We start from the raw sequence: 14,081 nt of genomic DNA on the forward strand, positions 1-14,081 counted from the left end.
GTCAGTCCCCTGTGCGGCATCCGGGCCGCCGCCGTTCGGATGCGAGCATCATGCCCAGGTAGAGGATGATCCAGAGGGCGCCGACGCCCGCCTGGACGGCGGAGTCCTGGCGCAGCGCCCACAGGGCGCTGAGGCTCGCGCCGAGCATCAGCGCATAGCCGAACAATGCCGTATTGCGATGCCCCAGGCCGCTCTGCACCAGGCGCTGGTAGTAGTGGGCGCGGTGCGCCTGCCAGAATTTCTCGCCCTTGAGGCAGCGTTTCGCGAGCGTGACGGATGCATCGGCGATGAAGGGGGAAAAGACCAGCACGGGCAGCCATGCGGGCCATACCGCCGTGAGCCAGCCTGTCGCCCCGAGCGATCCGGCCAGGAATCCGAGCGGGATCGCGCCCGCGTCGCCCATGAAGATGCGGGCGGGGTGGAAATTGAACACCAGGAAAGCTGCAGCGGCTGCGGCGATGCAGAAATTGGCCGCGGCAAAGAAGGCATCCCCGGCCTGCCAGGCGATCAGGCCATAGCAGGCGAAGCCGATCAGCGCCATGCCGCCCGCGAGCCCGTCCGAACCATCCATGAAATTGTAGAGATTGATCATCCATACCATCGCCAGTGCGACCAGCAGCGCCAGCGCCCATCCGTGCGTCTCCAGCAGCAGCAGCGAGAACCCCGCGGCGGCGGCGCCATGCGCCAGCAGCCGTATCGGCACGGGCAGGCCCGACACGTCGTCGGCCAGGGATACCAGGGCCAGAAGCGCGACGCCGAGGGGAATGGCGGCGGGCAGGTCGACCGGCAGGGCGATCCATGAAACCGCGATGCCCAGCATCATGCCCAGCCCGCCGCTGCGGCGTACGGCGCCCGTATGCAGGGAACGGTCATTGGCATGGTCGAGTACCCGGGGAGCCGTGCTTCCGGTCAGCCATCGGATCAGGATGAACGTCACGACGAACGCGATGAACGGTGAGACGGCGGTGGAAGGGAAAAATCCGTCGGTCATGACCCATTATAACTGCCCGAGATACTTTGCGATGGGTTCCAATGTCATGTCCGGCGGCGTGCCGGAGGCGGGCTGTCCAGGGTGCGCCGCCACCGGTTGGCGTGCGGGGATGGCCGGCGCACCGGGTTTCCCCGAAGTGCCGGGTGCGCCGTCATGCGGCCACGCCCGCGCGCTCTGCGCCGGATATGCCGGGGTCTTGGGGAGTCGCGCTCCATTTTCCGCATGCGGAAGCGGTCGATGAAAAAGAGGATGTCGCTCAATACCCAGATACTCCTCGGTGTGCTGGCCGGGATACTGCTGGGCGCAGGAATATCGGGACTCGGAAGGGATTCTTCCCTGGCGGAAAACGGGCTCTACGCGGCCGGGCTGATCGGTACGCTGTTCATCGATCTGCTGAAGATGGTATTGGTGCCCCTGGTATTCACCTCCATCGCGGTCGGGGTCGCCAATCTGCGCGCGCACCAGCAGATGCACCGGGTGTGGCAGGCAACCCTGGGGTTCTTCGTCTTTTCCATGGCCCTGGCGGCCATGCTGGGGCTGGCCGCCGCCAATCTGTTCCAGCCGGGCAAGGGGCTCCCGCTGGCGATGTTCCAGGATGCCATGCAGGGCTTCGAAGCCAGGCAGATGTCCCTGCCGGACTTCTTCGCCCAGTTCCTGCATTCACTGTTCCAGAATCCCGTCACGGCCCTGGCCCAGGGCGATATCCTCGCGGTGGTGGTGTTCGCGCTGCTGCTCGGCATTGCGCTGGTGGTGGGCGGGCAGCGCTACGCCAACATCGTCGTGCTGCTGCAGGAATGTCTGGAGCTGGTACTGATGCTGGTGGGCTGGATCATGCGCCTCGCGCCGCTCGGCATCATGGCGCTGCTGCTGCAGCTGACGGCTACCCAGGATATCCATCTGCTCGCGGTGCTGATGGAGTTCATCCTCGTGGTGGTGGGTACCACGCTGCTGCATGGCGTGGTGCTGCTGCCGCTGATCCTGTACCTGGCAACCGGCATGTCGCCCCTCAGGTTCTGGCGCGGCGCGCGCGAGGCACTCATCACGGCCTTCGCCACCAGCTCCAGTTCCGCCACCCTGCCCGTCACTCTGCGTTGCGCGGAACAGCACCTGCACGTCAGGCGCGATGTCGCGGGATTCGTGGTGCCGCTCGGCGCCACGCTCAACATGGATGGTACCGCGCTGTACGAGGCCGCCGCGGCGCTGTTCGTCGCCAACCTGGCGGGCATCGAGCTCGACCCCGTGCAGCAGATGGTCGTATTCGTGACCGCCATGCTGGGGGCGATGGGTGCCCCCGGCATTCCCAGCGCCGGCATGGTGACGATGGCGCTGGTGCTGCAGGCGGTGGGGCTGCCGGTGGAGGCCATCGCCATCCTGCTGCCCATCGACCGGTTGCTGGACGCCTTTCGCACGGCGGTCAACGTCGAGGGCGACATGGTGGGCGGCCTGGTGGTGCAGGCCTGGATCGGGGAGCCCCGTTCGTAGCGCGGCGGCGATTGCCGCGCATGGCTGCGTCTCCGCTGCGAACGACTTCTTCCTCCGCCGCAAGCGGCAGGGTGCGACAATTTGTCGCATTCTCGTTTCACTAAAAATGGATTATCCTCCCGACCGGGTAGCATTCAATGGAGGAATCCATGCAGCAATGGCGTGTCGGTCCCGTCGCAGTCGTTCTTCTTCTCCTCCTGCTGGGCCGGGCGATGATGGCGCATGCCGACCATCCCGACCCCGCTGCGGAAGACCAGGATTCCGCCACAGCCCGGCCGGCCAAGGCTACGCTGGGGGTCGGAATCACCCTGGATGCCGAAGGCCGCCTGTGGCTGGCAAGGGTGGAGAACCGGCAATTGCTGGTCTCCCGCTCCGACGACGACGGAAAGACCTTTTCCACCCCCGTGCCAGTGACGGTCGAGCCCGAGGACATCGCGGCCGACGGCGAGAACCGTCCCAAGCTCGCGGTCGCCTCCGACGGCACCCTCCTGCTCACCTGGATCCAGTCCCTGCCCCAGAAGTACGCGGGCAATGTCCGCTTTTCGCGCTCGCTGGATGGAGGCCGCACCTTCTCCCGCCCCATCACCCTGAACGACGATGGCCGGGTCACCAGCCATCGTTTCGATGCGCTGGCGATCGACGGCCAGGGCAGGGTGGTCGTGGCCTGGCTGGATGGACGGGATCGCGACGCGGCGAAGGAGCGGAACGAGGCGTTCACCGGGGTGTCCCTCTACACCGCGCATTCCAGCGACAACGGCGCCAGCTTCGGCGCCAACCGCAGGCTGCAGGCGCACACCTGCGAATGCTGCCGGATCGGACTCACCTGGACGCAGGAGGGCCCTGTCGCATTCTGGCGCAACATCTTCGGCGTCAACACGCGCGACTTCGCCCTCGCGAATCTGGATCGGGACGGAAGCCAGCGGCGCGCCACCGACGACGAGTGGAAGATCGACGCCTGCCCTCACAACGGCGGGAGCATCGCGGTGGATCGTCAGGATCAGCTGCATCTCGTCTGGTTCACCAGCGGCGAGGCGCGCCAGGGGCTGTTCTACAGGCGCCTGAACGGCGACTGGGGGTCGGCCCCCATGCGCCTGGGCGACCCTGCCTTCCAGGCCAACCACGCAGCGGTGGCGGCGGAAGGCAAGACCGTGCTGCTCGCCTGGCGCGAGTTCGACGGGCGCGCCTACTCCGCGCAGATGATGTACTCGAACGACGGCGGCGTATCGTGGAGTGCGCCGCAGCGCCTGATGGATTCCGCCGGCGCGACCGACTATCCCCTCCTGCTGGTCGGCGGAAGAAAGGTATTGCTGGTATGGAACACGGCGGAGGAGGGGCTGCGCGTTCTGTCGTTCGATCGTTTCGCGGCCGGCACGCCACCGCGCCAGTCCTCTTCGGGGCAGACTGCCACCGGCAGCTGATTTTCCCGATTCCCCGGCCTCGTGAAGCCGGGGGTCCGTTCCTCAAGCCCTACAACAAGAAACAGCACACGCGGAACAATCAAGATGAAGTCTTTCAGCATCGCTCTTGCGGGCGTACTGGCCGTGTCGTCCGTTTACGCCCGGGGGGCCGAAACCCTCCACGAAGAGGCGGATGAGGCGAAGTTGGGCCGCGCCACGCGCATCTCTGCCTCCCCGGTTGCGGTTGGGACATCGGAGGACACCCTGCCTTCGGCGCGTGCCGATCGGGTCGCGCAGAGCAGCGCGGCCGGCCCGGGCGAGGAGGAAAAAACCGTGAAGGACGGGGCGGAACCGGAGGCCCCGGCGGACACCCGGAAGGTGACGGTGTTCCGGGAGATGGTCGTCACCGGCGAAGTGGAACGGGATTCGCACTACACCTCGCCATCCACCCGGGTGACGCGGTCGCAGATCGAGCTGCAGAACGCGCAGACCACGGAGGAAGTGCTCAAGTACCAGCCCAGCCTGCAGATACGCCAGCGCTACGTCGGCGACCCCAACGGCGTGCTCGGCATTCGCGGCGCGGACATGTTCTCGACGGCGCGCAACATGGTCTACGCCGACGGCCTGCCGCTGCACAATTTCCTGCAGGCGTCCTTCAACGGCGCCCCGCGCTGGTCCATGGTGGGACCGAACGAGATCGACGCCGTCGACATCGTGTATGGTCCGTTCTCGGCCGAGTACAGCGGCAATTCGATCGGCGGCGTGATCAACCTGAAGACGCGCATGCCGCGCAAGCAGGAATTCTACGTCGAGACCAGCCTCTTCATCCAGCCGTTCAAGATCTACGGGCCCGACAAGGGCACCTTCATCGGCGACCGCCAGTACGTCTCCTACGGCAACCGCTTCCACGACCGGTTGTCGGTGTTCCTGGCCTACAACCGGCTGGAGGCGCAGAGTCATCCGCAGTCCTATTTCATCGACAACACCGGGCTATCCGAAACCGCTGGAGGGACGGCGGTGAGCGGGGGGGTTCGAACCCCCGACACGCGCGGCACGCCCAGCGTCATCTACGGCGACACCGGGCCGGAAAAGGTCAACACCCACCTGTTCAAGGGCAAGCTCGGCTACGACCTCACCCCCGAGCTCCAGGCCATCCTCACCGTGGCGTACGAGGACCGCACGCGCAGCGCGAACCGCCCACGAAACTATCTGTCGCAGGCGTCCGGTCAGCCTTATTGGGGAGGATCTGCACCAGCATGTTGCGTGTTGCCCGGCGATGCCTCGCTGGAGGGTACCCGATTCGATGTGGTGCAAAGGGGTTTCGGGGGAAGTGAGGACAAGCGGGAGACGCTCAACCTTGGGCTGCAGCTGCGCGGCGCCCTGACCGACAACTGGTTCGTCGACAGCACCCTCAGCCACTTCGACGTGCTCAAGGACCTCCGCGCCACCGCCTTCTACAACAGGAACGATCCGGCGAACACCGGCGAGGGCCAGCTGCAGGATTTCCGCCGGTTCAACTGGCTCAACTACGACCTCAAGCTCAGCACCCCCGCCTTCCTGGGCAACGATCGCATCTCGCTGCTCGGCGGCTACCACTTCGACCTGTACCACCTGAGCTTCCGCCAGTATGCGCTCACGGACTACGCCACACAGGCACGCGGCGCCCTGCAGGCGAACCGCAGCAACGACGGGCGCACTTCCACCCACGCCATCTTCGCCCAGTCGGCGTACCGCTTTATGCCGGACTGGGACGTGACGGTGGGCGCGCGGCAGGAGTGGTGGGCCGCTTCCGACGGGGTCGTGGGCACTTCGGGAGGGAGTGTCTCGGTACCCGACCGGAACATCTCGGCGCTGTCGCCCAAGGTCTCGCTGGGCTACGAACCGGGGGCGTGGAAGCTGCGCTATTCCTTCGGGCGGGCGCACCGCTTCCCGGTCATCGCGGAGCTGTTCCAATCACTGAGCACGCCCACCAGCATCGTCACCGCCAATGCGGCGCTGCGGCCGGAGAACGGGACGCACCACAACTTCATGGTGGAGTACGGGCTGCCGCGGGGCTACGTCCGCGTGAACGCGTTCCGCGACGACATCAAGGACGCCATCCAGCAGGTGCTGTCGGTTTCTGGTGTCGTCACCCAGAATTCGTTCCAGAACATCGACCGCACCAGCACCACCGGGGTCGAGCTGATCTACGAGCAGCGCCGTATCCTGGGATCCAAGTTCGACTTCATGTTCAACGGCACCTGGATGAACGCCAAGGTCGACAGGGGACCCCGCATCAGGTTTACGGAAACCACCGGGACATCCGCCGATTTCGAACTGACCGGCAAGCAGCGCATCCGCCTGCCGCACTGGCGCGCCAATTTCTTCGCCACCTACCACGCTACCGAGGCCTGGGACATCGCGTTCTCGGGCCGCTACACCAGCGACTCCTTCAACGACCTCGACAACCGGGACCATGTCAACAACGTGTTCGGCGCCCAGAGCGACTTCTTCTTCCTGGACTTCAAGACCAGCTACCGCTTCAGGCTGCAGAACGGCCTGAAGAGCCGGGTGTCCTTCGGCATCACCAACCTGAACAACGACAAGGCCTACGTCTTCCACCCCTATCCGCAGCGCACCTTCCTGGTCGAGGCGGCGTTCAGCTACTGAGCGGCCGGGCGGCCGGGGATGCGGATGGAATCAGGACCCGGAAGGCTGGCTGAACAGGTTGAGCACGCCGTCCAGGCCCACGTGGTTGAGGGCGTAGGTAGCCTTCGCCTGCACTACCGGCTTGGCATGGTAGGCGATGCTGACACCGGCTTCCTCCATCATCTTCAGGTCGTTGGCGCCGTCGCCGATGGCGATCACCTGTTCGCGCCTGAGCCCCAGCGCCTCGCGCGTGCGCCTGACCCACTCGCCCTTGCCGCTGGCGCCGATGATCTCGCCCAGCACCTTGCCGGAAAGCCTGCCGTCCACGATCTCGAGGGTGTTGGCCGCGGCGTAGTCGAGTCCCAGCCTGTCCTTGATCCGGTCGGTGAAGAAGGTGAATCCGCCGGAGATGACCATGGTCCTGACGCCCGCCGCCTTCATGCGCTGCAGCATCTTCTCCGCGCCCGGACTGAGCCGGACGCGCTCGTCGTAGACCCGCTGCAGGGCGTCCTCCTCCAGTCCCTGCATCAGGGCGGTGCGCTGGCGCAGGCCTTCGGCGAAGACGATTTCCCCGCGCATGGTCCTCTGCGTGATCTCCGACACCTGGGGCTTGACGCCATGCATGTCGGCAATCTCGTCGATGGACTCGATCGCGAGCAGCGTCGAGTCCATGTCCATGGCCAGCAGTCCGAAATCCTCGAGGGGGAGTGCCTGTTCCACGAAGGCGAAGTCCAGTCCGGCTTCGCCACAGTAGTCCGCGACATGCTCCCGCCTGATCGCATCCTTCAGGCGGAAGGCCTCGCCGGTGATGCGTTCGATCTGGCCGGCGCCCGCAAGCTTTGCCAACTCCCGCAGGTCGTGGTTGGCGATGTCGAAACCTTGAATGATGAGATCCATGAATGGCAGTACCGGGAAGACCGGGTCGGAAATAAAAAGGATCCGGTGAGGCGGATCGCGTCTTGAAAGCCGGCAGCCCCTGGAAACCCACGGGGCATGGCGGGACCATGCCCGATCCCGGATATCTGTTGCGGATTTCCGGAGACGGCGCTGCACCCATTATACAGGTAAAGCCCGGTTTTCACCGGCGCCGGCATGGCGGATGCGGCACTTGCCGATTGTCTCGGGGTCCGTTGTCCGGGAGGTGGGTTTCCCCACAGGGAATGTCCGGTCCTTTCGGGATAATCCAGGAGTCGGCAACGGCATCAAGTTCGGATATCATCGGCCGTTAACCATGCGGCATGGCGGGAATGCCGCCAGCCTGCAGGCGGCGGGACGAAGACAGTAGCAAGTACGTTATCATTTCAATCAACCGGTATGGAGCCCTCGAAGCGTGGGGGCGAGGGCGCGCATGATGCTGAGAAGCGGGTTGTTGTACGGGTCGGGGAAGGTTTGTGCAGGGCGTGCCGCCTGCGGCCTCGTATCCATGCTGTTAAGCCTGGGCATGGCGGGCTGCGGCGTCTTTTCGCCTCCTCCGCCTCCCGAGCCTCCCGCCGAACCAGCAACACCGGATACCCGGTGGCAGCAGGAGGCCGAGCGCCTGGAGAAGCTTCTGGCGGAAAAGGAGGTGGAGAAGGAATCCCAGCAGCAGGAGATCGAGCGCCTCGAAAAACTGCTGACGGAGAAGGAGGGGAAGATCCGTACCCAGCAGGTGCGCCAGAAGGATCAGGCCAAGACCCTGAAGGAAACCAGCAGCCAGGCCGTGCACGCCCAGGTCAAGCTGCGTCGCCTGGCGACACGGCCCGCCGCGGCGTCCACGATCGCGGAGGCCGAAGTCGCCATGGAAGCACTGCGGGCGTCCCCTCTCACCGCATCCGAGCAGGGGATACAGGCGCTGGCGCAGTATTTCCTGAGCATGGCGGCGGCGGCCTACGCTCAGGACAATCACGTCGCCGCGGTGGAGCATGCCGCGCACGCCCGCGGCTTCATCGACATGCTCAAGAGCAACCGGGTTTCCCGGACATCGGATGCGCATCGCGCGGCGACGCCGTTCGAGGCACCCATACCGCTGCGCACCGCGGTCAACACCAACCTGCGCCAGGCGCCCTCGCTCGGCGCCGCGATCCTCGTGGTACTGAAGAGAAATGTGGCGGTGACCGCGGAGGCCTACCAGGGGGACTGGCTGCAGGTCCAGGCGGCCGACGGGCAGTCCGGCTGGGTGCTGGGTACGCTGGTGGAGCCGCCGGAGACCGAAAGGTAGCGCGCGCCCCCGGAGCGGGGACTGTCCCCTACTGGTTCGATACGGCTGCGAGGAACGTCCGGTTGCGACCGGCGCGCTTGGCCTGGTACAGGGAATCGTCGGCGCGGGTGAGTACCGCGGTCGGCGTCAGGTCGTTCGGCTGGCATTGCACCACGCCGATGCTGACCGTGATCTTGAGGTTGGATCCGTTGGCGTCGTAGTGGATCTTTTCCACCTGGGAGCGGATGCGTTCCGCCGTCTTCAACGCCTGGTCCGCGGCGGTCTCCACCAGGACGACGATGAACTCATCGCCGCCGTAACGGGCTGCATAGTCGATGCTGCGAATGGATTGCGCGAGTATTCCCGCAACTGCCGCCAGAATCCCGTCCCCTGCGACGTGGCCGTGGGTGTCGTTGAGTGTCTTGAAGTGGTCGATGTCCATCATCAGCAGGGTGAACTCCCGGCGGGTGCGCTTGTAGCGTGCAAACTCGTCGCTGAGGATGGTGTCGAGCTTGCTGCGATTGTACAGGCCGGTCAGACTGTCGGTGACGGAGAGCGTTTCCAGCATCTCGTTCTGTTTCTGCATGGCCCGGTTGGCCGCCATGATCTCGGCGTGATGGCGGCGCAGCGTGTTCGTCATCTGGATGAACACTTTCGTGAGGCGCCCCAGTTCGTCGTTGCGTGCCGCGGTCAGCTGTACCTCGAAGTCGCCGCCGGCGATCTTGTCGGCCGCGGCCATCAGCCGCTGCAGGGGTCCAACGATCGACCGGCCCATCTGGAAGGCCACTGCCGCCACGACGACGAGCATCGCGCCCACCAATGCGAGAAACATGTTGCGCAATCCCGCCCAGGCCTGGTAGATCTCGGCATGGTCGCGTTCCGCGACGATGGTGATCGGCAGGTTCTCGGCCGGGTCGGCCAGCCCGATGACCTTGCGGTGCGACATGCCCCGGAAAATCATCGACTGGGAGGGTTGCGCCTGCAGCTGGCGCAGCACGGGTTCATCCAGAGGCTGCTGCGCTTCCGCCCCGATCTGGCTGCCGATGAGTATCTTGCCGCCGTCATCCAGCAGGAATATCTCGCCCAGCGGCGATTTCGTGGCGCTTTTCAGGTGGGGCTGCAGCGAGCGCAGGTCGAGCACGGCGATCAGCGCGCCCATCAGCAGATTGTCGTAGGACAGTACCGGCATGGCGATGCTGAGCGTCGCGGCGGCATGGTGCTCGTTCCACCGCGGCGGCGCGATCACGAGGCCTTCCGTGAGCGAGTTCGGGGGCCATTCCTGTGGAAGCTCCACCGCAGCAGCGGCAGCCGCACTGCTGGCCACGACCCGGCCCGTGGCGTCGACGACCGTCAGTTCCCGCAGGGTGTCGAGCCTGCTCAGTACCGATCTCAGGTAGTGCGCCAGCGCGTCCGGATTCGCCGTATGCGCGCCCGGGCGCACGAGGGCGCGGGGCCGCGACACTGCCGACAACCCGTCGATGACCGCGTTGGAGGTGGATGACACCCGCACTTCGTGGGCGCGCTTCTCGACCCAGAGGGCTATCTCGCGGCTGGCGTCGTTGGTGAGGGTGCGCAGTTCGCGCGTGATGGTGGAGCTGATCTGCTCCTCGTTCTGCCAGAACGACAGCAATCCCAATCCCACCGAGGGGATGAGCGTGGCAATGATGGCAAACACCATCAGCTTGCTTTTTATGCTGTTCAGTCGCAGCATGCCCGGATTCGAAAGAGTGCTTCAGAAAACACGCGAGGTGGATGCGGATCTGCACCCCCTTGCCAGCTCCCTCATCCCGAAGATCATCATTTTCCGGCATTTCATCGCGATGCCTGATGAGCAGAATACTACATCGTATCCATATTTTGTTCAATTCCACTGATTTTCATTTACTTAGCTCCCTGATCAGCTCCATGACGCGCGCGACGCGCTGGGCCACGTCCGTACTCTTCACCCGGATCCTGAGGCGGTCCTGACCTGACAGCCCGTAGTCGGGGCTGCGCTGGATCAGCTGGATGAGGAGGACGGCATCGACCGGGGGATCGGGAACGAACTGGATCTGGATCGAGTCGCTGCCGGCCTCTATACGGGCGATGCCCAGCGGCTTGGCGGCGATGCGCAGGCGGTGGCAGTCCAGCAGCGTCCGGGCGGGTTCCGGCATCAGCCCGAAGCGGTCTATCAGTTCGCTGCGCATGTCCTCCAGTTGCGCCTCGCTGGCGCAGTGGGCCAGGCGCTTGTACAGGATCAGGCGCTCGTGCACGTCGTTGCAGTAGGTTTCAGGCAGCAGGGCGGGCGCATGGAGATTGATCTCGGCGGTGATGTCCAGGGGCTGCTGGAAGTCCGGTTCCCTGCCCTGCCTGAGGGAGCGAATCGCCGCATCCAGCATGGCGGTATAGAGGCTGAAGCCGACTTCCTGCATGTCGCCGCTCTGGGAGTCTCCCAGAATCTCGCCGGCGCCCCGTATTTCCAGGTCGTGCATGGCGAGATGGAACCCCGCTCCCAGCTCCTCCATCGCCTGGATGGCTTCGAGGCGCTTGCGGGCCTGGGTGCCCAGCGCCTCTTCCTCCGGCACCAGCAGGTAGGCGTAGGCCTGATGGTGCGAACGGCCGACGCGTCCGCGCAGCTGGTGCAGCTGGGCAAGGCCGAACTTGTCCGCGCGATGGATGATGATGGTGTTGGCGGTGGGAATGTCGATGCCGGTCTCGATGATGGTGGTGCACAGCAGCAGATTGAAGCGTTGCTGGTAGAAATCCTTCATCACGTCTTCCAGTTCGCGTTCGCGCATCTGTCCGTGGGCGATCCGGATGCGCGCCTCCGGCAGCAGCCGCACGAGCCTGTCGTGCATCGGCTGCATGTTGCCGATTTCGTTGTGCAGGAAGTATATCTGGCCGCCACGCTTCAATTCCCGCAGGCAGGCCTCGCGGATGACGCCCTCGGAGAAGCGGTTGACGAAGGTCTTGATGGCGAGCCGTCGCTGTGGCGCCGTGGCGATCACGGAGAAGTCGCGCAATCCTTCCAGCGACATGGCAAGCGTCCGGGGAATGGGGGTCGCGGTCAGCGCCAGCACGTCGACCTCGGCACGCAGGTTCTTGAGCTGCTCCTTCTGGCGCACGCCGAAACGATGCTCTTCGTCGATGATGACCAGGCCCAGGTTCTTGAACCTGACGTCGTTCTGTATCAGCTTGTGGGTGCCGATGGCGATGTCGATCTGCCCACTGGCCAGTCCCGCCAGCGCCTGGGCCTGCTCCCGCGCCGATTGGAAGCGGGACAGTTCCGCGATCCTGGCCGGCCATTTGTCCGCGATCAGGCCGAAGCGGTCGGAGAAGTTCTGGAAGTGCTGTCCTGCGAGCAGCGTGGTGGGCACCAGCACCGCCACCTGCTTGCCGTCCGCGACCGCGATGAAGGCGGCGCGCAGGGCCACTTCCGTCTTGCCGAAGCCGACATCGCCGCAGATCAGGCGGTCCATCGGGCGATCCGATGTCAGATCCCGGATCACCGCGTCGATCGCCGCGATCTGATCGGGCGTCTCCTCGAAGCCGAAGCCTTCGACGAACACCTCGTAGTCGTGCTGTTCGAGGCCGAATGCATGTCCCTCGCGGGTGGATCGCCGGGCGTACAGATCCAGCAATTCCGCGGCGGTGTCGCGCACCTGCCGCATCGCCTTGCGGCGCGCCTTGTCCCACTGGCCGCTGCCGAGCCGGTGCAGCGGTGCGGTCTCGGGCGCCGCACCGCTGTAGCGTCCGATCAGATGCAGCTGCGAGACGGGGACGTAGAGGCGGTCCCCCCCTTCGTATTCGAGCGACAGGAATTCAGTGATGCCTTCCCCCATGTCCATGCTCGTGAGTCCGAGATAGCGGCCGATGCCGTGCTGTTCGTGCACGACCGGATCCCCTGGCTTGATCTCGGAGAGGTCGCGCAGCATGGCATCGCTGACCGATGTCGGCTTGCGGGTGTCGCGCTCGTGGCGGCCGTGCAGATGCCGGGCGTAGAGCTCGCCTTCGGTAACGAAGGCTGTCGCCTCGTCGGCCAGTATGAAGCCGTTGTGCAGCGGCCCCACGCCGAGCATGAACGGTTGCGTGGCGGCCATGAATTGCGCATGGCCGTCGCAGACCCCGGGAGACAATCCATACTGCCTGAGATGGTCCAGGATCAGTTCGCGCCTGCCGAGGCTCTCCGCCAGCAGCAGTATCCGTCCCTCGGGCTGGCGGCCGACGGTGAATTCCGCGATGAACCGGGCGAGGTTCTCTGCGGGATGGTCGGCGCGGCGATCGATCTGCAGCGGCGGGAGCGGTTGCGTGGCCTGTCCGGTGCCTGCAACCGTCCGGGCTTCGGCGGGAATGTCGATGCGCGGATAGGGCTTCAGCGCACCGAAGAAGTCTTCCGTGGTGATGAACAGTTTCCCCGGCGGCAGGGGGGGGCGATCGGTGTCGCTGCGCAGCAGCTGATAGCGTGAACGCGTGTTGAGCCAGAAATTTTCGGCCGCGGTATATACGTCGTGGTGCAGGCACAGCAGTGCAGTCCGGGGCAGGTAGTCGAACAGCGTGGCCGTGTGCGTGAAGAACAGGGGCAGATAGTATTCGATGCCCGCGGGCGCGATTCCGTTGCTGACGTCCTTGTACAGGCGGTTTTTCGAAGGATCGCCTTCGAACGCTTCGCGAAAGCCGCTGCGGAAGGAGGTGCGGCCTTCCTCATCGAAAGGAAATTCACGTGCCGGCAGCAGATGGACTTCACCCACGGGATAGATGCTTCTCTGCGTATCCACGTCGAACGTGCGGATGGTTTCGATTTCATCGTCCAGCAGGTCGATGCGGTAGGGTATGGGGCTGCCCATGGGGAACAGGTCGATCAGCCCGCCGCGCAGGCTGTATTCGCCCGGAGCGAGCACCTGGGTGACGTGGGTGTACCCGGCCAGGCTCAGCTGGCTGCGCAGCGCATCCAGCCTGAGCGTGTCGCCCTGCTTGAGAAAGAAGGTGTGGGCGGCAAGGTATTCCGGCGGCGGCATGCGGTACAGGGCGGTGGTGACGGGTGCGATCAACAGGTCGCAGGCGTCGTTCATGAACCGATAGAGCGTGGAGAGGCGCTCGGAAATCAGGTCTTGGTGGGGCGAGAAGGCGTCGTAGGGCAGCGTCTCCCAATCCGGCAGCAGGCGGATCTGCAGCTCTGGCGAGAAGAAGGGGATTTCTTCCAGCAGCCTTTGCGCGGCGAGCGCGCTTTCCGTGATGATGACGAGCGGCCGGGCGTGCCGGCTCAGCCTTGCAAGAGCGAGGGCATCGCTCGATCCTTCCAGACGGGGGTAGCGGGCGATCGATCCGGGTGCGGGGATCGGCAATTTGGGCAACATCAGGGGGTAGGGCGGCTGTCGTCGATGGGCAGCGAATGATATACGCCCTGATGCCATATTGAAAGGTGCGGCAT

The 14,081-nt window shown here is 65.1% G+C and carries 8 protein-coding genes; 4 read left to right on the plus strand and 4 right to left on the minus strand.

Annotation, left to right across the window (positions count from 1 at the left end; translation table 11 throughout):
• Window position 1: 1 nt before the first annotated feature.
• Window positions 2-991, minus strand: a complete 990-nt coding sequence (locus BT108_RS03810; RefSeq protein WP_072293220.1) for an MraY family glycosyltransferase — start codon at window positions 989-991, stop codon at window positions 2-4.
• Between the two features lie 237 nt (window positions 992-1,228).
• On the opposite strand from BT108_RS03810, the gene BT108_RS03815 reads away from it, so the two are divergent.
• The 3 genes from BT108_RS03815 (at window position 1,229) to BT108_RS03825 (ending at window position 6,519) form a co-directional block, all read left to right on the plus strand.
• A complete protein-coding gene (locus BT108_RS03815) occupies window positions 1,229-2,473 on the plus strand; it encodes a dicarboxylate/amino acid:cation symporter (RefSeq protein WP_072293221.1) in 1,245 nt (414 codons plus the stop codon).
• Window positions 2,474-2,622: 149 nt separating this feature from the next.
• Window positions 2,623-3,891 (plus strand): sialidase family protein, encoded by a 1,269-nt coding sequence (locus BT108_RS03820; protein WP_072293287.1) that lies wholly within the window; start codon window positions 2,623-2,625, stop codon window positions 3,889-3,891.
• Between the two features lie 84 nt (window positions 3,892-3,975).
• Entirely contained in the window at window positions 3,976-6,519 is a 2,544-nt protein-coding gene (locus BT108_RS03825; RefSeq protein WP_072293222.1) for a TonB-dependent receptor, read from the plus strand.
• 30 nt (window positions 6,520-6,549) lie between these two features.
• On the opposite strand, the gene serB is transcribed toward BT108_RS03825, so the two are convergent.
• Entirely contained in the window at window positions 6,550-7,395 is an 846-nt protein-coding gene (gene serB, locus BT108_RS03830) for a phosphoserine phosphatase SerB (RefSeq protein ID WP_072293223.1), read from the minus strand.
• A 526-nt stretch (window positions 7,396-7,921) separates the two neighbouring features.
• Here serB and BT108_RS03835 point away from each other — a divergent pair.
• Complete coding sequence (locus BT108_RS03835; protein ID WP_072293224.1) at window positions 7,922-8,695, plus strand: SH3 domain-containing protein; 774 nt, start codon at window positions 7,922-7,924, stop codon at window positions 8,693-8,695.
• Window positions 8,696-8,723: 28 nt separating this feature from the next.
• Here the strand turns inward: BT108_RS03835 and BT108_RS03840 are convergent, their stop codons facing one another.
• Together BT108_RS03840 and mfd are read right to left on the minus strand one after the other, a co-directional pair.
• The gene (locus tag BT108_RS03840; protein WP_255369601.1) at window positions 8,724-10,385 is read right to left on the minus strand and encodes a sensor domain-containing diguanylate cyclase; all 1,662 of its coding nucleotides are present in this window, start codon (window positions 10,383-10,385) and stop codon (window positions 8,724-8,726) included.
• 166 nt (window positions 10,386-10,551) lie between these two features.
• On the minus strand, window positions 10,552-14,007 hold the full coding sequence (gene mfd / locus BT108_RS03850) for a transcription-repair coupling factor (protein ID WP_072293227.1): 3,456 nt from the start codon (window positions 14,005-14,007) through the stop codon (window positions 10,552-10,554).
• Between the last annotated feature and the right edge of the window lie 74 nt (window positions 14,008-14,081).

This window comes from Nitrosovibrio sp. Nv17, assembly GCF_900119085.1.
In the GTDB taxonomy this organism is placed as follows: Bacteria; Pseudomonadota; Gammaproteobacteria; order Burkholderiales; family Nitrosomonadaceae; genus Nitrosospira.